The organism is Shewanella sp. 433 (assembly GCF_059338565.1).
Genome location: NZ_CM181703.1, coordinates 282,319 through 304,312, shown reverse-complemented (window position 1 = coordinate 304,312; position 21,994 = coordinate 282,319). Strand labels below are relative to the sequence as shown.

Here is a 21,994-nt window from a genome sequence, read left to right as displayed (position 1 = left end):
TTATATAAAACAAAAAAGCGGTCAATACTTAGTATCCGACCGCTTTTGTTTGTTGGAACTAAAAGGTTATTTTAACCCTTTTTTCTCCAAACCAGCATAGATGATCTTCTGCTGAGTAATCGCAACAATGTTACCGACTAACCAGTAAAGTACAAGACCGGCTGGGAACCATAAGAAGAATACGGTAAATACCACTGGCATCCATTGCATCATCTTCTGTTGCATTGGGTCCATAGTTGGCGCCATTGGCTGCATCTTCTGCATTAAGAACATTGAGATACCCATTAGGATTGGCATCACATAGTAAGGATCTTGTACCGAAAGGTCGGTGATCCATAGCATAAAGGGTGCATGACGCAACTCAACGCTTTCTAACAGTACCCAGTACAAGGCAATGAAAATCGGCATCTGTAGCAAGATAGGCAGACAGCCCCCCATAGGGTTTACTTTCTCTTTCTTGTACAGTTCCATCATCGCCTGACCCATCTTTTGACGGTCATCACCGAAGCGCTCTTTCATCTCAGCTAGCTTAGGCTGCAGGTTACGCATCTTTGCCATTGAGGTGTATTGTGCTTTGGTTAGTGGGTACAGCAGGCCACGAACGGTTAAGGTGATAAGGATAATCGCTAAGCCCCAGTTACCTACAAATGATTGGAAGATCATCAGTAGTTTGTAAATAGGTACTGCCAACCACCATAGGAAACCATAATCGACCACTAGGTTAAGTGATTCAGATATTTCCGATAATGCCGCTTGGTCTTTAGGACCAACATAGAATTGTGCACCAATGGTTTGGCTGCTACCTGGGGCAATATCATACACTGCACCACGGAAACCAATATTGGCTAATCCGCCTGCGCTAATGCTAGAAAAAATCGTGTTTTGGTCGTTTGCTGGTGGAACCCATGCAGAAACGAAGTAGTGCTGCAGCATTGCTGCCCAACCACCTAGGGTTTTCTTGTCTAGGTTTTTGTCAGCCATATCTTCGAAGCTGTATTTCTCGTAACGGGTATCTTGAGTCGAGAATGCAGCACCGCGATACGTTGGCATCATCATGCTACTTTCGCTTTCTTTGATACTGTGCTTGATTTGGCCATACATCTGCACTTGTAGCTGTTCGCTAGAGGTGTTGTTGATACGGTAATCTACATCGATGTTGAATTTGCCACGATGCAACACAAACACTTTGGTGTAAGTCACACCATTGTCGGCCACATAAGTCAGTGGTACTTCGAGTGCGTCTTGGCCATCGGCCATAGTGTATTGCTGTGCTTGGCTTGAATAGTGGGCACGGCCTTTAACGCTGCTATCGATACCGTTACGACCTATTAGGCCGCTTTGCGCGATATAGTAGATGTCGTTAGTTTGCTCGAGCAACACGAAAGGTTCGTCTTTATCGAGTTCAAGTTTATGCGCCACTAATGCCGAATAAACGATATCACCACCGACTGGGTTGATTTTTAATATCAACTGGTCTGTGGTGACAGTAATGAGTTCTTTAGATGCAACGACTGCTTCTGGGAGTGCAGCATCGGCATCAGGAACATCACTACCATGTGTATTTGCGACAGTAGTTGACGCGGCCACTGATGATTCAGTAGCAACGGGTTGCGGGTTTTTGTCTGTTTGCCATTGCTGCCACAGCAAAAAGCTGACAAAAAGCAGACCGATAAGCAATATATTGCGTTGAGATTCCATAGCCTATTTATTACACCTATTTATTTTTTGGAGGGACGGGATCTTCACCGCCCGGATGTAAAGGGTGACATTTTAATACGCGTTTCCCTGCAAACCAACTCCCTTTCACAAATCCATGCAAATGAATGGCTTCAATGGCGTAAGTTGAACATGTGGGGTGAAAACGGCACTTTGGCCCTAGTATAGGGCTGATAAAGATTTGATAGCCACGAATTAACGTAGTGGCTAGCCATTGTAACGGCGACTGAGTTTGCGCCATAACTTCTCTACCAGTTTGTGGAGTGCTGCATTATCCATATCCAGTACGCCATTTCTTACCAAAACGACGATATCAAGCGGGGGTAGATCGTGCTGATGCAAACGAAAATTATCGCGGATGATACGTTTAATTCTGTTGCGTTGATTAGCTCTCTTTACATAACGTTTTGCAACGGTTAATCCAATACGTGGATGTTGCTCTGAGTTAGGTATAGCAAGTAAGGTAATTTCAGCCGAAGAAGCTTTGATAGGATTTGAGAATACAGATTTGAATTGCGCGGGAGTTAACAAACGTAACTCCCGCGTAAAGGTATAGCTGGTCACTTGCATTTCTACTGATTAAGCAGAAAGACGAGCGCGACCTTTTGCACGGCGACGTGCGATAACCTTACGGCCACCTACAGTAGCCATACGAGCGCGGAAGCCGTGAGAACGCTTGCGCTTCAGGTTGCTAGGTTGAAAAGTACGTTTACTCATTATGGCAATCCGTCTTTGTTAGGTGAATAAACCTGACTCCTACAAATTAGAAGTAAGGGCAAAAAAGAGGCCGAATTGTAATCACTTTAGTGATGCCCGTCAACAAGCAAAATCAACAAGTGTACAAAATCTTCCTTTAATACTTCTGCTCGGCTAGGTTATATACACACTCTAGTGTGGATAACTCTGTGAATGAACACTACATCTTGTGGATCTGGTATTCATTTGCCTGAACGAAGGTTGCTAATTATAGATCGATCTGGATCGCTTAATAAAGCTGAGTTTACTGGTTTATATAAATAAATTGATCGGCTGCGATCGATCTGGATCAGTGTCAAAAAGTCAAGTTGATCTTACTGGGGATAAATCCATTTAAAGGATAGCGATCCTTGTGATCTCACTATAGAATACACCCCTTTGTATGATCTTTTGGGGATAAGTACGTGGCGGTTTCACTTTGGCAGCAATGTATCGGACGACTACAAGACGAGCTTTCGGCTCAGCAATTCAGTATGTGGATCAGACCGTTACAAGCCGAAATGGACGGGGATACTCTAGTGCTGTACGCACCGAATCGGTTTGTTCTCGATTGGGTAAGAGACAAGTACCTTAATACCATTAATCAATTCTTTACTGAGCAAATGGGCAGTAATGCGCCTAAGTTGCGTTTCGATATTGGTAGCCGTCCAGCGAGCCAGCCGGTTCGACCGACCGCTTCAGTAAAGAGTGCCACGATACCGTCGGCCAATAAGTCCCCTGGTAAGCCGTCGTTCAACACCAATGAACCGTCAACGATGACCAATCATCGTAGCAACATCAATCCAACCTATCAGTTCGAAAACTTCGTTGAAGGTAAGTCGAACCAACTGGGTAAAGCGGCTGCATTGCAGGTGTCTGAAAACCCAGGTGGCGCCTATAACCCACTGTTTTTATACGGTGGTACCGGTTTAGGTAAGACGCATTTACTGCATGCTGTGGGTAATGGCATTATCAAGAATAATCCCAACGCCAAAGTGGTTTACATGCATTCTGAGCGCTTTGTTCAGGATATGGTTAAAGCGTTACAAAATAATGCGATTGAAGAGTTTAAGCGCTACTACCGCAGTGTGGATGCGCTGTTTATCGATGATATTCAGTTTTTTGCTAATAAAGACAGATCACAAGAAGAGTTTTTCCATACCTTTAATGCCTTGCTTGAGGGAAATCATCAGATCATTTTGACCTCTGATCGTTATCCTAAAGAGATAGACGGCGTTGAGGATCGTCTTAAGTCGCGCTTTGGCTGGGGCTTAACCGTGGCGATTGAACCACCAGAGTTAGAAACTCGTGTTGCAATTTTGATGCGTAAGGCACAAGAAAGCGGGATTAACCTTCCTGATGAAGTGGCATTCTTTATTGCTAAACGCTTACGCTCCAACGTACGTGAACTTGAAGGCGCATTGAACCGTGTTATCGCTAACGCAAACTTTACCGGTCGGCCGATCACCATCGATTTTGTGCGTGAAGCGTTAAGAGATCTCTTGGCTCTGCAAGAAAAATTGGTCACTATAGACAATATTCAGAAAACCGTTGCTGAATATTACAAGATCAAGATGGCCGATATGCTGTCTAAGCGTCGTTCACGTAGCGTGGCACGCCCACGACAGATGGCAATGGCACTGTCGAAAGAGTTAACTAACCAAAGCTTACCTGAGATTGGTGATGCGTTTGGTGGTCGTGACCACACTACCGTATTGCATGCGTGTCGCAAAATCGCACAGCTACGTGAAGAAAGTCATGACATTAAAGAAGATTATGCTAACTTGATCCGTACGTTATCTTCATAAAATCAGGGAAATTGAAACACATGAAATTTTCAATTGATAGGGATGCCCTATTAAAGCCACTTCAACTGGTTAGTGGAGCGGTGGAGAGACGACATAACTTGCCTATTCTGGCAAACCTTTTAGTTGAAGTAAGTGGTCACTCACTTAAACTGACCGGCACCGATTTAGAGGTAGAGTTGGTTGGCCAAGCACAGCTTGAGGGTGAGGTCATTGAGGGGCGGACGACCGTCCCGGCTAAGAAATTTCTCGATATTGTTAAATCACTTCCTGATCAAGTCGAACTTAAAATAGAGCAACAGGAAAACCGCCTGTTGCTTCGCTCTGGCCGCAGTCGTTTTACTTTAGCGACTCTGCCTGCTGAAGAATATCCCAATGTTGACGCCTTTCAGGCGGATATCGAGTTTACCCTCAAGCAAGGCACCTTAAAGTCGCTCATCGATGCAACCCAGTTTTCGATGGCTAACCAAGATGTGCGTTATTACCTTAATGGTTTGTTGTTAGAAACCGAAGGCAATGTGCTCAGAGCCGTTGCAACCGATGGGCATCGTCTGGCGTTGAGTCATCGCACCTTAGCCGATTCATTACCTGAAAAGCAGGTCATTGTGCCGCGTAAAGGTGTGTTAGAGCTGCAACGTTTATTTGAAGGTGAAGATCTCGATGTCACCATCGCCATTGGTGACAATGCCATCCGTGCTATCACTCAAAGCGCGGTATTTACCAGTAAACTTGTCGATGGGCGTTTTCCTGATTACCGCCGAGTACTGCCTAAAGGCGGTGATAAGGTAGTGATTGCCAGTCGTCATCAATTAAAGCAAGCCTTGCTACGCGCCTCTATTTTGTCGAATGAGAAGTTTCGCGGGGTGCGGGTTCAGCTAGAACAAAATTTAATTAAGATCACCGCTAATAATCCCGAGCAGGAAGAAGCGGAAGAGATCTTAGATATCGAATATGACAATACTCCGCTAGAAATTGGCTTTAACGTCAGTTATTTATTGGATGTTTTAAACAACCTACCTTCCGATGATGTGCGTATCACCCTAATCGATGGCAACTCCAGCGCCTTGATTGAAAACCATATTGAAGAAGATTCTATGTATGTTGTGATGCCAATGCGTCTGTAACGCAACAGGTAACGCCACTTTTGGGTGGCGTTTGTTTTACCCGTCTGGTTGATCAATTGAGTATTTAATGAGTTTAACTCGGCTTCATATCGACGCTTTCCGTAACATCACTAGCGCGCAGTTGCAGTTAGGCGATGGCTTAAATCTTATCTATGGTCAAAACGGTAGCGGCAAGACCAGCATCTTAGAAGCGATTTACTTTCTGGGGATGGGGCGTTCGTTCCGCAGTCATCTGTCGCAGCGTGTCATTCAAAACAGCGAAGATAAGCTCACGCTGTTTGCTAATCTAAGCCTCGGCGATCAACAACACAAAATTGGCTTACGCCGTTTTCGCTCCGGTGATACCGAGGTTAAAATTAATGGCGATAAGGTCAAAAGATTATCGACCTTGGCCGAAACTTTACCTATTCAGGTGATCACTCCTGAGAGTTTTTCACTGCTTTTTGAAGGCCCCAAAGCGCGGCGACAGTTTATCGACTGGGGAGCCTTTCATACCGACAAAAACTTCCACAGTGCATGGGCGAATGTCAGACGTATTTTAAAGCATAGAAATCAGTTACTTAAAAACCAAATTGACTATCGGCAAATCCAGTTTTGGGACAAAGAACTGGTGCGTTATGCCGAAATCGTCACCGAGATACGAAAGCAATATGTAGGCTCGTTAAATGAACGACTTAAGGGTATAATCGAAGAGTTTTTACCTCAGATAGATGTTAAAGTTTCCTTTACTCGAGGTTGGGATAGCAAAACCGATTATCAGGCGCTATTGCAGGCACAATATCCCAGAGATTTAGCGGCGGGACACACTGCGAGTGGGCCCCATAAAGCGGACTTAAGACTGCGTGTGGGCACTTTGCCGGTGCAGGATGCATTATCTAGAGGTCAACTGAAATTGTTAGTGTGTGCGCTGCGCATTGCACAGGGCAAGCTGCTAAAACAACAAATCGATAAAAACAGTATTTATCTGGTGGATGATCTTCCATCGGAACTGGATGCAAGACACAGGCAACTGTTGTTGCAGCAGCTATGCGATACCGGGGCACAAGTGTTTGTGACGGCAATCGAGCCTGCGGCAATAGTGGATTCGTTAAACACACCGCCGGTAAAGGTGTTCCATGTGGAACAAGGGTGTGTAACGGTAATTGAATAACCGACGAGAGAATAATATGTCAGAGAATAGTTATGATTCTTCGAGTATTAAGGTTTTAAAAGGCCTTGATGCGGTACGTAAGAGACCGGGAATGTACATTGGTGATACCGATGATGGCACAGGTCTACATCACATGGTATTCGAAGTGGTCGATAACTCTATCGATGAAGCACTTGCTGGCTATTGTAGTGATGTCACCATCAAAATCCATTCTGATGGCTCGGTATCGGTTAAAGATGATGGCCGCGGTATTCCTGTCTCTATCCATGAGGAAGAGGGGGTATCTGCTGCCGAAGTAATTATGACGGTTTTGCACGCCGGTGGTAAGTTTGATGATAACTCTTACAAAGTGTCTGGTGGTCTCCACGGTGTAGGTGTTTCAGTGGTTAACGCGCTGTCTGAAAAGCTGCAAATGACCATTCGTCGTGACGGTAAAGTATATGAACAGTTCTATACCCATGGTGTACCTGACGCACCGATAGCTGAAGTGGGAGAAGCCACCACAACGGGTACCGAAATCCGTTTTTGGCCAAGTAAAGAAACCTTCACCGACGTTGAATTCCATTTTGATATTCTGGCTAAGCGTGTACGTGAGTTGTCATTCCTTAACTCTGGTGTCGGTATTCACCTTGTTGATGAGCGTGATAACCGTGATGAGTTCTTCAAGTATGAAGGCGGTATTAGTGCCTTTGTTGACTACTTAAACGTTAATAAGACGCCAGTAAACAAAGAAGTATTTCACTTTATCCAAGAGCGCGAGGATGGTATTACCGTTGAAGTGGCGATGCAGTGGAACGATGGCTTCCAAGAAAACATCTTCTGTTTTACCAACAACATTCCTCAGCGCGATGGTGGTACTCACTTAGCGGGTTTCCGTAGTGCATTGACCCGTAACCTGAATGCGTATATGGATCGTGAAGGATTCAATAAAAAGGGTAAAACCAGCGCCACCGGTGACGATGCTCGTGAAGGTTTGACGGCAGTGATTTCGGTTAAAGTGCCTGATCCTAAGTTTAGCTCACAAACTAAAGATAAATTGGTTTCAAGTGAAGTGAAAACTGCGGTAGAGCAAACCATGGGTGAGCAGTTAAGTGATTACTTAATGGAGCATCCAAACGAAGCTAAGCTCATTGTTGGTAAGATTATCGATGCCGCTCGTGCTCGTGAAGCGGCGCGTAAAGCCCGTGAAATGACTCGTCGTAAAGGTGCATTAGATTTAGGTGGTTTGCCAGGTAAACTGGCTGACTGCCAAGAGAAAGACCCTGCGCTTTCTGAAATATACATAGTGGAAGGGGACTCTGCTGGCGGTAGCGCCAAGCAGGGGCGTAACCGTAAGAACCAAGCGATTCTGCCACTAAAGGGTAAAATCCTTAACGTAGAGAAGGCGCGTTTCGACAAGATGTTGTCGTCACAAGAAGTGGCCACGCTGATCACTGCATTAGGTTGTGGTATTGGCCGTGATGAATACGATCCAGATAAGACCCGTTATCACAACATCGTTATCATGACCGATGCTGACGTCGACGGCTCGCACATTCGTACCTTGCTGTTGACCTTCTTCTTCCGTCAAATGCCTGAGCTTATCGAGCGTGGTTATGTGTATATTGCCCAGCCACCACTGTACAAAGTGAAAAAAGGTAAGCAAGAGCAGTACCTAAAAGACGATCCGGCGTTAACCGAATACCTGACTAACCTAGCTTTGGATGGGGGGGAAATTCACCCATCGAAAGATGCGCCGGCAATGTTGGGTGCGCCATTAGAGAAGCTGGTTTATCAATATCGCGAAGTTGAGCAAATTTTCGATCGTCTTGAAAAGCGTTTTCCATTGATGCTGACCGAGCGCATGCTGTATCAAGCTCCGTTAACTGACGAACTGTTAGCCGATGAAGCCAAAGTTAAGCAATGGTGCGACACTTATGTGGCTGCGCTAAAAGAAGCCGAGTCTGGTGGGTTTATCTTTAGCGGCGAAGCTGTGTTTGATCCTGAGCGTAAAGTGTATCTGCCGCAGATCACTATTCGTAAGCATGGTATCGACGCCCATTACCTGTTCTCGTATGACTTCCTGCATTCAAGCGATTATCTGCGTATGGCGAAACTGGCCGATGCTCTTGACGGTTTGATTGAAGAGGGTGGCTACGTTAAACGCGGTGAGCGTACTAAAGAGATCAGCTCTTTCGTTGAAGCCTTAGATTGGTTGATGGGCGATTCAAAGCGTGGTCTCTATATCCAACGCTATAAAGGTTTGGGTGAGATGAACCCTGAGCAGCTGTGGGAAACCACAATGGATCCTGAGTCGCGTCGTATGCTTCGAGTGACTATCGAAGATGCCATTGGCGCCGATCAGCTATTTACCTGTTTGATGGGTGATCAGGTTGAGCCGCGTCGCGAATTTATCGAGTCCAACGCACTTAATGTGGCTAACTTAGACGTGTAAGTCTTATTGACCATTAAGTTCTGGCAAAAGCCTCAGAGAGATCTGGGGCTTTTTTGTTGCTCATTTTTGACTGATGATGGTGATAAAGAATGAGTTGGAAGTGGGACACGTTGGCTCTCATCCATGCCCTATGACTCACCAGAGCGCGAGTGAAATAAAGCTCGCAGCTTATGTTGATTGGGATAGGTGTTGACTAATAAGCTTAGCGAAAGCGAGTGCATGGTCATTGTCGCCATGTAGACAAATACTACTCGCCTTTATGATGACCGATTTAGCATCTAACGTGGTAATAGGCTGATCATTGATAATATGCTCAACTTGTTTCATCGCCGTTTGCGCGTCTTCGATGACGGCGCCGGCAAGGCTGCGTGATGCCAAAGCGCCGCTGGCTAAATAAGCCCTGTCGGCAAAGGCTTCTTCAATAACGTCGATACCTTGCTCACACGCTTGCTGGACTAGTGAGCTACCCGCTAGCATCATCAGTTTTAAGTTTGGATCGACGCGCTTTATCGCATCGATAATGATTTGCCCCAAACCGCTGTTTTCAGCCGCTTGATTGTATAGCGCGCCATGAGGCTTAACATGATGTAGTTTTACCGCTAAGGCGTCGCAAATTTGCTTTAAAGTGATGATTTGATTATATAGCGAGTCCAACAGCTCATTCTCGCTTAGCTCCATGGTTTGACGGCCAAAGTTTACTCTGTCTGGATAACTCGGATGGGCGCCAATTAGCACATTACATTGCTTAGCCAGTGTTACCGTTTGGCGCATGGAGGCTTGATCGCCTGCGTGGCCTCCACAGGCGATGTTTGCGCTGGTGATGATGTGCAATAACGCTGCATCGTGTGCGCCTCCCTCACCCAAATCGGCGTTGAGATCGATTGGATAACGCCGCTCAGCTTGCTTTGTGTTAACTGCCATCCATTGCCTTTGCTAAACGATAATGATACTGCTGCCATTCATAGTTGGCACTTTGTGCCTGACTTGGGCTGATATGTTGGAATATCAACCCAAGTCCCGGCCTCATTTGCGCTACTTTCCATAAATCGGCTGCTATCACGCAGGCAATTCTAGGATATCCGCCAGTGGTTTGCGCATCTGCCATCAATACAATAGGTTGGCCATTCGGTGGAACTTGTACCACCCCTGGCATTACGCCGTGTGAGCGTAAGCTCATGTCGGTTTCGGTTGTAAGGGGTTGACCATTCAGCCGAGTCCCCATGCGGTTGCTTTGATTGGAGACTTTCCAAGACGTATGCCAAAAGGCTTTTTTACTGGATGGACTAAATAGCAGTAATTCGGGGCCGGGAAGGGCTCTTAGGATACCGTCGTTGGCCCATTGTACCGCGCCAATTGGACGACTGAAGTTACCGAAGGCTGTCACGCCGATGTTCAAGCGATCCCCCGCTTCAAGGTAGCGCCCTTGATGTCCGCCAAACTGGTTGGTGATGTCGGTGCCTTTACCCTTTAAAACCGTCTCACAATCTATACCTCCCATGATGGCAAGGTAGCCGTACATCCCTTGTTTCGGGCCGCGAACATGCAGTGACTCACCTTTATTTACCTTGCCACGCCAGCCATTCCATAGGGGTCTATTATTGATGCTGGCATCGAAGTACCCGCCACATAGGGCGACCCAAGTGTCAGTTTCAAAGCGGAGCGTAAATTCACCCGCGCTAAATTCTAATGCTGCACAGTTGTCGGGGTTTGCCACTAAACGATTCGCGAGGAGTAATGCTTGTTTATCTATTGCGCCGCCAATAGGAATGCCTAAATGGGCGACTCCAGCGCGGCCTAGATCTTGGATCGTAATATGGCTGTTTGCTTGCTCAATATGGATCATGATGTAAATGACCGAGTGGCAACGAAAGTAACGATATCACCAGGTTGTAATAGGCTAGGTGAGGAGTGATGAGGATTAAACAACTTAAGGTGGGTTTGACCGATAAGTTGCCAGCCTCCAGGGCTTTGACTTGGATAGATCCCCGTTTGTTCTCCACCTATGCCGACTGAACCTGCGGGTACTTGCAGCCGAGGCGTTGATAATCTTGGGGTATGTAATGAGGCTGGCAAGCCATCGAGGTAGGCAAAACCGGGTTGAAACCCAATGAAAAACACTTGGTATTTGGCGCTACTGTGTTGGCGAATGACCTCTTCGACACTCAGCTGGTGGGCATTGGCGACATTGTTGATATCGGGGCCATATTCACCACCGTATACCACGGGAATTTCGATATGTCGTTGCGCCAATGAATGCTGCGCCGCCTCATCCCATAGTTGTTGTAGTATCGCTTCGCCAGATTTAAGCCGTTCGGCGTTATCAAAATAGAGGGTGAGGTTATTCATTCCTGGGACGGCATTGAGCACACCGGTGATATTTCGGCAGCTATCTGCTATCCAGCAAAGTTTGTTTTGCAGGGCAAAATCGATTGTAGCTCGCGGCGCAGGGTCTAACACCAAGGCGTTTTCACCTAGAGGATAGATGATACTTTCAGATACCATGGCGCTTTAGACCTAGTTGTGGGAACGATAGGGTTAAGTCTAACTTGGCTTTGTATCGTCGCTCAAGCATTGCACTAAAATGAGTGGGATTATTATCCTCGGTCATAAAAAAACGCACCACTAAGGGTGCGTTTTTATTAGCAAAATTAATGCTTACTGCAGTAACGAAATGTCAGCTGCGTGTAAGAACTGCTCGCGTAGGCTCGATAGCAAGGCTAGGCGGTTGTTCTTCAGCGCTTCATCATCGGCCATCACCATCACATCTTCAAAGAAGGTATCCACGCTTTCACGTAGGTTGGCCAGCAGTGACAGGGCTTCTTGATAGTTAGCTGCAGCAAACAGCGGCGCTAGCTGAGGTTGAAGTTCATTAAGCTTAGCGGCTAGAGCTTTTTCGGCGCCTTCAACTAACAAGTTAGCGTCGATAGTGGCTGGAAGCTCACCTTCAACTTTCGCTAGGATGTTAGATACACGCTTATTGGCTGCAGCGAGTGCTTGCGCTTGCTCAAGGGTTCTAAAGTGAGCAACCGCTTTGATACGGCTTTCAAAATCGGCTGGTGAAGTAGGGCGACGTGCAAGCACGGCCAAGATCACATCGACACTCACACCTTGATCTTGATACCAAGCGCGGAAGCGGCCCATAAAGAACTCAAGTACCTGTTCGGCGACTTTGTCATTGCTGAGGTTTTCACCATGAAGCTCTTGTGCTTTTGCAATCAGATCAACCAAATCAAGCGGTAAGTTGTTCTCTAAACAGATACGCAGCACACCAATGGCGGCGCGGCGAAGGGCGAATGGATCGGCTGCGCCTTTTGGTGCTTGGCCAATACCAAAGATACCCACTAAGGTATCTAGCTTCTCTGCTAATGCTACGCAGATAGAGATAGGTGCGGTTGGCACGGTATCGCCAGAAAACTTAGGCTTGTATTGCTCCGCAAGTGCGACTGCTACCGCATCGGTTTCACCATCTAGACGTGCATAGTGCATGCCCATGGTGCCTTGTAGATCGGTGAACTCCATCACCATGTTGGTCATCAAGTCTGATTTAGACAATAGACCAGCACGGGCGGCATCCTTGCTGTTGGCATCGATACCATTAGCGATGAAGCCTGCTAAAGCTGAAATGCGTTCGACGCGCTGCTTGATGGTGCCCAACTGCTTTTGGAATACCACGGTTTCAAGGCTAGCAAGACGAGACTCGAGCGACTGTTTTTTGTCGGTTTCGAAGAAGAACTCTGCGTCGGCAAGACGCGGACGAACCACTTTTTCGTTACCTGAGATAATCTGCGCCGGATCTTTAGATTCGATGTTAGTGACGAAAATAAAGTTGGGTAGTAGTGCGCCAGATTTATCAAATACTGGGAAGTATTTTTGGTCGCCTTTCATGGTGTAAACCAAGGCTTCGGCTGGTACGTCGAGGAATTTCTCTTCGAAGTTGGCGGTCAATACAACTGGCCATTCAACCAGTGAAGTCACTTCTTCGAGTAGGTCATCTTCAAGATCGGCCACGCCACCGATTTTAGCGGCAGCAGCTTCGGCGCCCGCTTTAATGATCGCTTTACGCTCAGCGTAATCGGCTAACACCTTACCTTGCTCTTTAAGCGCGCTGAGGTAGTTGTCTGCATGGTCTAGCTCTAAGGTGTCTACACCCATAAAGCGATGACCGCGTATGGTGCGAGCAGATTTTATGCCCAGTAATTCGCCTTCAATTAGCTCGCTACCCATTAGCATAGTCACTGTGTGCACTGGGCGGATAAATTGTGTCTTGTTGCTGCCCCAACGCATAGGTTTAGGGATAGGTAGCTTGTCTAGTGCGCGCTGGGCCATATCTGAGATAAGTGACTTTGTTTCTACACCAACTACTTTAGCTTGATGCAATAACCACTCGCCTTTATCCGTTTTAAGACGTTCGGCTTGTTCAACGGTAATGCCGTTACCACGAGCCCAGCCCATTGCGGCTTTAGTTGGGTTGCCATCGGCATCGAATGCTTGCGCAATTGCAGGACCACGTTTTTCTACCACTTTATCGGCTTGCGCCAATACCAGTTGCTTAACATTGATGGCTAAACGACGAGGAGCTGCATACCAAGTTGCTGATTCAAAGCCCAGCTCTGCTTTATTTAGCTCTTCGGTGAAGTTAGCTAAAAATGATTCTGCTAAGTTACGTAGTGCTTTTGGTGGTAACTCTTCGGTGCCTACTTCAATGAGTAAGTTTTCAAATTTCATCTTTATAACCCTCTACTTACACATTGGAAAACCAAGCGCTTCACGGGCTTGGTAATAGGATTCTGCAACCGCTTTTGCCATAGTACGAACGCGTAAAATATAACGCTGACGTTCGGTAACCGAAATAGCATGGCGAGCATCGAGTAAGTTAAAAGCGTGCGAGGCTTTCATTACTTGCTCATAAGCGGGTAGTGGCAGCAGTGTTTCAAGTGATAGCAAATGGTTACAGGCTTTTTCGCAGTCATCGAACTGCTTGAAAAGCACTTCTACGTTGGCGTGTTCAAAGTTGTAGGTAGACTGTTCAACTTCATTTTGGTGGAAAACATCACCATACATAATCTTGCCCATTGGGCCATCAGTCCAAACAAGATCATAAACGCTATCAACCTCTTGAATGTACATGGCTAGACGTTCTAAACCATAGGTGATCTCGCCAGTTACAGGGCTACACTCTAGGCCGCCTACTTGTTGGAAGTAAGTGAACTGAGACACTTCCATACCATTTAGCCAGACTTCCCAACCCAGTCCCCAAGCACCGAGCGTGGGTGATTCCCAGTTGTCTTCAACGAAGCGCACATCGTGGATACCCATATCGACACCTAACGCTTCAAGTGACCCCAAATAAAGCTCTTGAATATTGCTTGGTGAAGGTTTTAAGACTACTTGAAACTGGTAGTAGTGTTGCAGGCGGTTAGGGTTTTCACCATAACGGCCATCGGTTGGACGGCGACATGGCTGGACATAGGCGCTGCTCATTGGTTCTGGGCCTAATGAACGCAAGAAAGTCATAGGGTGGAATGTACCCGCACCTACTTCCATGTCCAGCGGTTGAACGATAGCGCAACCTTGCTGCGCCCAGTATTCTTGCAGGGTTAAGATAAATCCCTGGAATGTTTTTACGTCGTGTTTCGTCGTCATGTCTACTACTGTCAGCTGGTGATAGAAAATGGTTTCGATTATACCTTGTTGAAAACGGCTTATGTAGGTTATTTTTTATCTTAACTTGGGAAAATTGAGAAAAATGTCATGCCTATAACGCGTTGTGGCTGGGTGAGTGATGACCCTTTATATCAGGCTTATCATGATGATGTATGGGGAAAGCCTGTTTACGATAGCCAAGAACTGTTTGCTAAGCTCTGCTTAGATGGCCAACAAGCGGGCTTGTCTTGGCTCACCATTTTGAAGAAACAGCAAAATTATGAGGCGGCCTTTGCTAATTTCGATCCTAAAATCATTGCCACCTTTGATGAGCAAAAAGTGGAGGTCTTGTTGCAAAACCCCGGTATTGTGCGTAATCGTTTAAAGGTGAATTCGATTATAAAAAATGCTAAAGGCTATTTGGCATATGTAGAGCAGGGTAATGATTTTTCGACATTTTTATGGAGTTTTGTCGATGGAAAACCTAGGGTTAATCATTTCACTTCTTTAGCGCAAGTACCTGCACAAACGCCTGAGTCTGAAGCTATGTCAAAGGCGCTTAAAAAGCTCGGTTTCAACTTTGTCGGGCCGACAATTTGCTACGCCTTTATGCAAGCGGTAGGCATGGTAAATGATCATCTAGTCGATTGCTGTTGTTATCAACAGCCAGATAAATGATTTCGAGAAGAGTGGGGTGGATGATTCCATTGTTATATTTGTTATCGCTAAAGTTATGTAAATCGAATATTGATTGCATTTTAATATGGTATTAAAAAGGGTGTTCCACGTGGAACACCCTTTTTAAACGCCTGAATGGGATTTTTACTTCATTTTGAAATTTTCATGAAATTAAAATTTGCGGCTAAACTCCGGCAGATTTTAAAATTGAAAATTGATTAAAGTTCGAAGAAAAATGGTTTGCGTTTGGTTTTATCACCATTGAGCTGGTCCATGGTTTCAGCGTTGTAAAGTTTGCCGTTGACCATAGTATAAGTTACTCGGTCGGTGACCCGGATGTCATCGAGCGGATTGCCATCGATGATGATCAAGTCAGCAAGCTTACCCGCTTTGATGGAACCCAATTGCTGCTCCATGCCAAAGGTGGTGGCAGGATTAATAGTTGCCGTTTTTAACACTTCCATATTGCTCATGCCACCTTGGGCGAACATCCACATCTCCCAATGCGCGGCCAACCCTTCTCGTTGTCCGTGGGCACCAATATTAGGCTTTACACCGAGTTCATTTAGCTCATTGGCGACGCGTGCAACATTGAAATGGTTATAGTGTGCATCGGGTGCGGTAGGTCTGCGCATTGAACGGGCCTGTAAAAGATCACTAGGTACATATTTAGAGAGGCGAGGGTGAGACCACACATCTGTCTTATCATACCAATAGTTTTCGCCTGAGATACCGCCATAGGCAACCACTAGAGTCGGGGTGTAATGAACGTCGGTTTGGCTCCAGAATTGTTTGATATCGTTGTAAATGGCCCCAGCTGGTAGCGAGTGCTCAACGGTTGAGTGGCCATCGGCGATCATGGTGAGATTATGTTGTAGTAAGCTGCCACCTTCTGGAACCACCATCATTTCCAATTCTCGCGCTGCGGCAATCACTTGTTGACGCTGGTTACGACGCGGTTGGTTATAGCTCTTGACGCTAAATGCCCCCACTTTTTTGAGCCGTTCTAAGTGAAACTTGGCATCGTCGAGTGAATCGATATGCGAGGTATATCCCGGAGCATTGGCTCCATACAGGATAGTGCCCGTAGAGAAGATACGTGGTCCGGCGATATTGCCTGCCTTCTGTTGCTCTGAAGCGGCAAAGATCTCGGTAGTGTCGTTAGAGGGATCATGGATGGCAGTGACACCGAGCGACAAGTTGGCATAAAGCTCCCAGTTTTGCTGCGGGATAATTTCACTTTCACCTTGTGATCCGTGAGCGTGTGCATCAAATAGACCTGGCATCAATGTTTTGCCTTTGATGTCGATAACCTCTGCACCAGCAGGGATCTGGGTTGTTGCATCACCTACAGCGACAATCTTGTTGTCTTTGATTATCACTATGCCGTTATCGATAACCTTATCATCTTCCATGGTGATCACTTGGCCACCAATAAAGGCGATAGTTCCACGTGGAACATCCGCTTTCTTGCTAAAGCCGATATCTGTGATCTTAGGTTCGCTGCTCTCTGATTTGGCGCTTTTCTCTGCTGCGGTGTAGCTGCTATCGACGTTAACTTGATACAGTTCTGGGCCCAGAGTCCAGTAAAGCTGATCGCTGTTGCTGTTCCAGCTGATGCTCTCACCTGCACGCACGCTTAATTGGGTAACGGGCAGGTTGCTGGCTTTCGGGCCGATATCTATGGTTTCGCCATGTTTAGCGAATGGGGTGACCCAGACTTTAAAGCGCTCAGCAAACGCGAGTTGTTTGCCGTCCGGTGAGACCCTAAATTCTGTAGCGTGCTTACTAGTGTAATGCACCCGCTTTTGGAATCCATGCAGATTAATTGAAGACAGCTGTGGCGTCTCGCCGTGGTCTAAAAAGAAGACTCGGTCTGACTCTGCGCCAAACTGAGGCTGATAGCCATCTGGGGTTATTTTGCTGTTGGCTTTACCTTTGATGTCGACTACGTATAGGCCGGGTTCCTGAGACCAAGTCCTTGGCGTGATATTGCCACCTTTGGCTTTACGGTAAACCACTAACTCGCCATCTGGCGAAAAGGTGGGCTCAACATATTTGCCCGGTTCCTGGGTGAGTATTTTGGCTTTGCCGCCACGAGCACTGATAACGCGGACACTGCCTTGCTTGTCATCATCCCAAGTGGTGAAGACTATCAGCTGGCCGTCGCGAGACCATTGCGGGAATAGCTCTCGCAGGTCTGCATCAAGCTTAGTGAGTCGAGTGACCTTGCCATCAGGTAAAGTTTTAACCCATAACTTACCTAGGGCTTCATAGACCACTTTCTTTCCATCGGGAGATACCTGTGCCATGCGCAGCATTTTGACATCGAAGATATCCTTGTCGATGTTCTGCTTAAAGCGTACCGAGGGTTGTATCGCAAGTTCTGTTTTAACCGAGAAGGGGATCTGCTTAACTTGCTTATCTGCTACCTTTAGGCGGTTAATTTTGCCACCGGCCCAGAACACAAGTTCTTCATTATCGGCGGTCCAGCTCATTGTTGGATATACGCCGTGAATAGCCCAGGTCTCCTGCATGTCGCGGTCGAGTTTGTCGTATAGTTTGGTTTTTTTACCAGACTTCAAATCGAGCAGATAAAGCGATGACTGAAATCCATCACGTTTAATGAAGGCGAGCTTGCTTCCATCCGGGCTTGGGGTTGGACGTATCGCACCACCAGTGCCTTCGATGAGCACCTCAATGTCACCCGTTTGAGTGTCGTAGCGCTTAATCTTATAGATACCCTTGACTGAGTCTTTTGAGTAGTGGAAGGTTTTTCCTGGTGTCGCATCTTGGCTAAAGTAAACGTAACGGCCATCCGGCGAATAAGCGGGTTCGCCCAGATCTTTTTGTTCGTTAGGGCGCTCTGTGAGTTTTACACCATCGCCACCGGCAACATGATAAAGCCACACTTCGCCAGCACCTAAGCTACGGCTGCCGGTGAAATGCTTACGCGCGATAAGGTACTGTGAATCTGGGCTCCAAGCTGGGCTGTTGAGTAAGCGGAATGTCTCTTTTGTCACGGGGCGAGGGTTGCTGCCATCGGCATCCATAATCCATATATTGTCGCCACCATCTTCATCTGAGGTAAATGCAATGGATTTACCATCAGGGCTATAAACGGGCTGCATCTGCCAGGCGATGCCTTTAGCGAGAGCTTTTGCTTCGCCACCTTCGATTGGTATTTGGTAGATATCGCCCAATAGATCAAACACTATGGTTTTGCCATCAGGGCTGACACTGACGTTCATCCAGGAGCCCTCAGACACGTCGATTTTGACTTGTTGAAGGGGGGCGTTTGCAGGAGCATTAACTTGCCAAGTGGTGGTATCTTGAGTGGTTTCTTGTGCAATTATCTGGGGGCTTAGTGTGAGTGCTATTACTGCACATAAGGGCTTAATTTGTTGTGTTAGCATTATTATATCCGTCTAGTTGTTATTGTTTCCATAGGCATGCGTTGTGCTGAGTATCGCTAGTTTTTACTTATTGATGGTGAAATGTGTATAGCTGCAAAATTATGTGCTGGCGACATTTTATATCACTGTACTGTCAGTTTTATCGATGCAGTTATATTAAATACAGTCTTATAAATAATAGTTATCGCATAAATTGGTTAACAGTAACACCCAATTTATGTGACAGAAAATGAATGGTATTTGAGATGGCGAAATAGAGTCTAGAGTGAATGTAAGCCACTTGCGTCAGTGGCTAGTTCTGAGGTAATAAAGGTGTGGCGTCGATTAAAGTAATTGCAGCTGTTCACTAAAATGCACTTTATTACCAATATCTATGGTAGCGTCATTGAGCACTTTGCAGGTGACGCCACCACGCCAATCTGGAGTTAATGCTTTCTCTAAGCCTGGGAAGGCTGCTTGCATCTTTCTGCAGGGATCGGTTTCACCTGTAACGAGAAGCTGTAGATCTCCAACATGCATAATTTTACCGACATCTTGCGGCCCAAAGCTGACACCTTCGACCAGTAAATTGGTTCTGCGGGTTGTCCATGGTAGTTGAGCGTTAAGTGATTTGCAGGCCTGCTCCCATTGTTCGAATGAGAGCACTGTGACTTGTCTGTTGCCTGGTTTACCAAAAATATCTTGGGCAACGCCGCTGCTCGTAGTGACCAATGCGGTTGAGGTTTCTAACATTGGGCCGCGCTTGACCACTTTATAGCTAATGCCTTGTAAAATTGCCATTTATCCGTCCTTTTGATGACTATCACTCAGTGTAAACTGTGCTCGACTCAGCTGGCAAGTGTTACTAAAGGGCAAACTCTTATGGGCTATAAGCCTTTTTTTATCAGATATTGGTATGGTACGGCTTCGGTGTTACTGGCTATTAAGGTATGGTCCATAAATTCACAAAAGCTGGGGATATCCCGGGTGGTTGCCGGATCATCTGCAATGACCAATAAGGTCTCGCCATCATTCATATTTCGGACTGACTTTCTAACCATCATGACTGGTTCTGGGCAGCGAAGTCCCATGGCATCGAGTTGGTGTTGGGCGTCTGAAAATGGATTACTCATATATTCAACCTTAGAAGATGAAAAAAATCACTTTAAACAGAAGCAGCTAATATTACGCTAGCGGCATGACTAAGCCAAGATGTGGGCACGGTTTTGTGAACTCAAGAGGGGTTGTTTCACGTGAAACAACTTGTTTATATGGTTTACTCGAGTGGGTCACTATCGGTTAACCAAGCATATTTACCGTTCGTCGCGCGAATAAGATCTTGTGGTGTGATGCCAATATCTAAGCCGCGACGCCCACCACTGACATAACAGCGTTCGAGTTTTTCTGCACTTTGATGAATAAAAGTGACGAGACGTTTTTTTTGACCGATAGGGCTGACCCCTCCCAATATATATCCTGTGGCTCGCTGCACTACATCGGCAGGCGCCATGGCTGCTTTTTTGGCTGCAGAGGCTTTAGCCAAACGCTTCATATTGAGCTTTTCATTGACAGGGATGATGGCGACCACCAATTGACCTGAGTCCAGTTGGGCGACTAAGGTTTTAAAGACCTGTTCCACCGGAAGGTTAAGTTTTTCTGCAGCCTCTAAACCAAACGCTTTGGCGTTGCTCTCATGTTGATATTCGTGAAGGCTGTAGCTGATGTTGGCTTTATCTAAGGCTTTGGTTGCTGGTGTCATTGCTCTTTCTTTATAGGCGTCGGTGCATGACCGAAAGTGTCAACGCATGATAAGGAATTTTAGCTATCGTTTGCCAACCTTGACTGTGATAAAGGCCGACATTTTTACTTTCTATCTGTAGGTATAGATGATTAATATTGAGTTGTTTAGCCTGTCCGACAATGCATTGAGAACCTTGGGTTACTCGTCTTTGTTTTCGATATGCAGTATCGACAAAAATACCCTAACCAATGGTTGAATATCGATAATGTTCATCAGCTATTGTTCTCATCACGGTGAACTTTTCTCAAGCCTGTTTCACGTGAAACAGCCAAAAAAAATCGAGTAAGCTATTAGCTACTCGATTTTTTATAACGGTGATGGGTAGTTGGCGTTAAACGCGTTCAAATACCGTTGCGATACCTTGACCCAAACCAATACACATTGTGGCTAAGCCTAAGTTAGCATCCTTACTTTCCATGAGATTGATTAAGGTGGTAGAGATACGTGTACCTGAACAGCCTAATGGGTGACCCAGTGCAATCGCACCACCGTTAAGGTTAATCTTTTCGTCGACCACATCCATCAATCCAAGATCTTTAACACAAGGTAGTGATTGTGCTGCGAAGGCTTCGTTAAGCTCAATCACATCAAGGTCATTAATGGTGAGACCTGCACGGGCAAGTGCTTTTTGTGTGGCAGGAACGGGGCCGTAACCCATGATTGCTGCATCACAGCCGGCAACAGCCATAGAGCGAATGCGGGCGCGGATTGGTAGACCAAGCGCTTTCGCTTTCTCTTCTTCCATCACCAGCATAGCCGAGGCACCGTCAGACAATGCCGAAGAAGTCCCTGCCGTTACTGTGCCGTTAGCTGGGTCAAATACAGGGCGAAGACCTGCAAGTGATTCTAGTGTGGTTTCAGGACGAATGACTTCATCGTGGTATACCTTTACAAGAGCACCGCTGGCATCGTGACCCTCAATTGCATGGATTTCGTTAGCAAAGCGTCCTTCAACGGTGGCCGCATAGGCGCGTTGATGAGAGCGTACGGCAAACTCATCTTGCTGCTGGCGGGTGATGCCGTGCATCTTACCTAGCATCTCGGCGGTTAGCCCCATCATGCCCGAGGCTTTAGCCACGTTGTTGGCAAGGCCTGGGTGGAAATCGACACCGTGATTCATCGGCACGTGACCCATGTGTTCAACGCCACCGACAATAAAGGTATCACCCATGCCCGTCATGATGGCGCGAGCAGCTTGATGCATGGCTTCCATTGATGAACCACAAAGACGGTTGATGGTGACAGCGCCCGCTTGCTTAGGAATACCAGCCAGTAGGGCGGCATTACGCGCGATGTTGAAGCCTTGCTCTAAGGTTTGCTGTACACAGCCCCAAATCACATCTTCAATGGTATTAGGGTCAAGTTGTGGGTTACGAACCAGTAACGCTTTCATTAGTTCGGCCGACAAGGTCTCTGCACGAACGTTTCTAAATACTCCAGCTTTAGAGCGGCCCATAGGAGTACGGATGCAATCTACAATAACTGCTTGTTTCATTATTCTATTCCTTCCGGC

At 46.5% G+C, this 21,994-nt stretch carries 18 protein-coding genes and 1 pseudogene; 5 read left to right on the top strand and 14 right to left on the bottom strand.

Translation table 11 applies throughout. The annotated features are described in order from the left end of the window. Positions 1 to 66 precede the first annotated feature (66 nt). From yidC to rpmH, 4 genes and pseudogenes are all read right to left on the bottom strand, one after another. Positions 67 to 1,698, bottom strand: a complete 1,632-nt coding sequence (gene yidC / locus AC5YB1_RS01460; protein ID WP_494520434.1) for a membrane protein insertase YidC — start codon at positions 1,696 to 1,698, stop codon at positions 67 to 69. Positions 1,699 to 1,701: 3 nt separating this feature from the next. Then, positions 1,702 to 1,957: pseudogene (gene yidD, locus AC5YB1_RS01455) on the bottom strand (membrane protein insertion efficiency factor YidD). Beyond that, positions 1,924 to 2,280, bottom strand: a complete 357-nt coding sequence (gene rnpA, locus AC5YB1_RS01450; protein ID WP_494520433.1) for a ribonuclease P protein component — start codon at positions 2,278 to 2,280, stop codon at positions 1,924 to 1,926. The pseudogene yidD and the gene rnpA overlap by 34 nt, the downstream one beginning before the upstream one ends. Positions 2,281 to 2,295: 15 nt before the next feature. Continuing rightward, positions 2,296 to 2,433 carry a 50S ribosomal protein L34 gene (rpmH, locus tag AC5YB1_RS01445; protein ID WP_011867659.1) on the bottom strand — a complete coding sequence of 46 codons (138 nt, stop codon included), beginning with the start codon at positions 2,431 to 2,433 and terminating at the stop codon, positions 2,296 to 2,298. A 443-nt stretch (positions 2,434 to 2,876) separates the two neighbouring features. Here rpmH and dnaA point away from each other — a divergent pair, with 443 nt between their 5' ends. From dnaA to gyrB, 4 genes are all read left to right on the top strand, one after another. Continuing rightward, positions 2,877 to 4,259 carry a chromosomal replication initiator protein DnaA gene (dnaA, locus tag AC5YB1_RS01440; RefSeq protein ID WP_475515403.1) on the top strand — a complete coding sequence of 461 codons (1,383 nt, stop codon included), beginning with the start codon at positions 2,877 to 2,879 and terminating at the stop codon, positions 4,257 to 4,259. 20 nt (positions 4,260 to 4,279) lie between these two features. Next, entirely contained in the window at positions 4,280 to 5,380 is a 1,101-nt protein-coding gene (dnaN, locus tag AC5YB1_RS01435; protein WP_475515404.1) for a DNA polymerase III subunit beta, read from the top strand. Positions 5,381 to 5,447: 67 nt separating this feature from the next. Further along, the gene (gene recF, locus AC5YB1_RS01430; protein ID WP_494520432.1) at positions 5,448 to 6,530 is read left to right on the top strand and encodes a DNA replication/repair protein RecF; all 1,083 of its coding nucleotides are present in this window, start codon (positions 5,448 to 5,450) and stop codon (positions 6,528 to 6,530) included. A gap of 16 nt (positions 6,531 to 6,546) precedes the next feature. Continuing rightward, on the top strand, positions 6,547 to 8,964 hold the full coding sequence (gene gyrB, locus AC5YB1_RS01425; protein WP_494520431.1) for a DNA topoisomerase (ATP-hydrolyzing) subunit B: 2,418 nt from the start codon (positions 6,547 to 6,549) through the stop codon (positions 8,962 to 8,964). 168 nt (positions 8,965 to 9,132) lie between these two features. On the opposite strand, the gene pxpA is transcribed toward gyrB, so the two are convergent. The 5 genes from pxpA to glyQ all read right to left on the bottom strand — a co-directional run bounded on the left by pxpA (position 9,133) and on the right by glyQ (position 14,607). Beyond that, positions 9,133 to 9,885: a 5-oxoprolinase subunit PxpA gene (gene pxpA / locus AC5YB1_RS01420; RefSeq protein WP_494520430.1), complete on the bottom strand. Its 753-nt coding sequence runs from the start codon at positions 9,883 to 9,885 to the stop codon at positions 9,133 to 9,135. Continuing rightward, the gene (locus tag AC5YB1_RS01415) at positions 9,875 to 10,807 is read right to left on the bottom strand and encodes a 5-oxoprolinase subunit C family protein (protein WP_494520429.1); all 933 of its coding nucleotides are present in this window, start codon (positions 10,805 to 10,807) and stop codon (positions 9,875 to 9,877) included. The genes pxpA and AC5YB1_RS01415 overlap by 11 nt, the downstream gene beginning before the upstream one ends. Continuing rightward, entirely contained in the window at positions 10,804 to 11,466 is a 663-nt protein-coding gene (gene pxpB / locus AC5YB1_RS01410) for a 5-oxoprolinase subunit PxpB (RefSeq protein ID WP_494520428.1), read from the bottom strand. The genes AC5YB1_RS01415 and pxpB overlap by 4 nt, the downstream gene beginning before the upstream one ends. Before the next feature lie 153 nt (positions 11,467 to 11,619). Continuing rightward, entirely contained in the window at positions 11,620 to 13,689 is a 2,070-nt protein-coding gene (gene glyS / locus AC5YB1_RS01405) for a glycine--tRNA ligase subunit beta (protein ID WP_494520427.1), read from the bottom strand. Between the two features lie 12 nt (positions 13,690 to 13,701). After that, positions 13,702 to 14,607 (bottom strand): glycine--tRNA ligase subunit alpha, encoded by a 906-nt coding sequence (glyQ, locus tag AC5YB1_RS01400; RefSeq protein ID WP_494520426.1) that lies wholly within the window; start codon positions 14,605 to 14,607, stop codon positions 13,702 to 13,704. Positions 14,608 to 14,715: 108 nt separating this feature from the next. Here glyQ and AC5YB1_RS01395 point away from each other — a divergent pair, with 108 nt between their 5' ends. After that, positions 14,716 to 15,285 (top strand): DNA-3-methyladenine glycosylase I, encoded by a 570-nt coding sequence (locus AC5YB1_RS01395; RefSeq protein ID WP_494520425.1) that lies wholly within the window; start codon positions 14,716 to 14,718, stop codon positions 15,283 to 15,285. A 218-nt stretch (positions 15,286 to 15,503) separates the two neighbouring features. On the opposite strand, the gene AC5YB1_RS01390 is transcribed toward AC5YB1_RS01395, so the two are convergent. From AC5YB1_RS01390 to fadA, 5 genes are all read right to left on the bottom strand, one after another. Beyond that, positions 15,504 to 18,701, bottom strand: a complete 3,198-nt coding sequence (locus AC5YB1_RS01390; protein WP_494520424.1) for an amidohydrolase family protein — start codon at positions 18,699 to 18,701, stop codon at positions 15,504 to 15,506. A gap of 324 nt (positions 18,702 to 19,025) precedes the next feature. Beyond that, positions 19,026 to 19,481, bottom strand: a complete 456-nt coding sequence (locus AC5YB1_RS01385) for an MOSC domain-containing protein (RefSeq protein WP_494520423.1) — start codon at positions 19,479 to 19,481, stop codon at positions 19,026 to 19,028. 86 nt (positions 19,482 to 19,567) lie between these two features. Further along, on the bottom strand, positions 19,568 to 19,813 hold the full coding sequence (tusA, locus tag AC5YB1_RS01380; RefSeq protein ID WP_110458777.1) for a sulfurtransferase TusA: 246 nt from the start codon (positions 19,811 to 19,813) through the stop codon (positions 19,568 to 19,570). A 143-nt stretch (positions 19,814 to 19,956) separates the two neighbouring features. Continuing rightward, positions 19,957 to 20,439, bottom strand: a complete 483-nt coding sequence (ybaK, locus tag AC5YB1_RS01375) for a Cys-tRNA(Pro) deacylase (protein ID WP_494520422.1) — start codon at positions 20,437 to 20,439, stop codon at positions 19,957 to 19,959. A gap of 373 nt (positions 20,440 to 20,812) precedes the next feature. Next, the gene (gene fadA / locus AC5YB1_RS01370; RefSeq protein WP_494520421.1) at positions 20,813 to 21,976 is read right to left on the bottom strand and encodes an acetyl-CoA C-acyltransferase FadA; all 1,164 of its coding nucleotides are present in this window, start codon (positions 21,974 to 21,976) and stop codon (positions 20,813 to 20,815) included. Positions 21,977 to 21,994: the final 18 nt, after the last annotated feature.

Coding starts and splice junctions, on each gene's coding strand:
- yidC (WP_494520434.1), bottom strand. CDS start 1,698: ATGGAATCTCAACGCAATATATTGCTTATCGGTCTGCTTTTTGTCAGC.
- rpmH (WP_011867659.1), bottom strand. CDS start 2,433: ATGAGTAAACGTACTTTTCAACCTAGCAACCTGAAGCGCAAGCGTTCT.
- dnaN (WP_475515404.1), top strand. CDS start 4,280: ATGAAATTTTCAATTGATAGGGATGCCCTATTAAAGCCACTTCAACTG.
- recF (WP_494520432.1), top strand. CDS start 5,448: ATGAGTTTAACTCGGCTTCATATCGACGCTTTCCGTAACATCACTAGC.
- gyrB (WP_494520431.1), top strand. CDS start 6,547: ATGTCAGAGAATAGTTATGATTCTTCGAGTATTAAGGTTTTAAAAGGC.
- pxpA (WP_494520430.1), bottom strand. CDS start 9,885: ATGGCAGTTAACACAAAGCAAGCTGAGCGGCGTTATCCAATCGATCTC.
- AC5YB1_RS01415 (WP_494520429.1), bottom strand. CDS start 10,807: ATGATCCATATTGAGCAAGCAAACAGCCATATTACGATCCAAGATCTA.
- pxpB (WP_494520428.1), bottom strand. CDS start 11,466: ATGGTATCTGAAAGTATCATCTATCCTCTAGGTGAAAACGCCTTGGTG.
- glyS (WP_494520427.1), bottom strand. CDS start 13,689: ATGAAATTTGAAAACTTACTCATTGAAGTAGGCACCGAAGAGTTACCA.
- glyQ (WP_494520426.1), bottom strand. CDS start 14,607: ATGACGACGAAACACGACGTAAAAACATTCCAGGGATTTATCTTAACC.
- AC5YB1_RS01395 (WP_494520425.1), top strand. CDS start 14,716: ATGCCTATAACGCGTTGTGGCTGGGTGAGTGATGACCCTTTATATCAG.
- AC5YB1_RS01390 (WP_494520424.1), bottom strand. CDS start 18,701: ATGCTAACACAACAAATTAAGCCCTTATGTGCAGTAATAGCACTCACA.
- AC5YB1_RS01385 (WP_494520423.1), bottom strand. CDS start 19,481: ATGGCAATTTTACAAGGCATTAGCTATAAAGTGGTCAAGCGCGGCCCA.
- tusA (WP_110458777.1), bottom strand. CDS start 19,813: ATGAGTAATCCATTTTCAGACGCCCAACACCAACTCGATGCCATGGGA.
- ybaK (WP_494520422.1), bottom strand. CDS start 20,439: ATGACACCAGCAACCAAAGCCTTAGATAAAGCCAACATCAGCTACAGC.
- fadA (WP_494520421.1), bottom strand. CDS start 21,976: ATGAAACAAGCAGTTATTGTAGATTGCATCCGTACTCCTATGGGCCGC.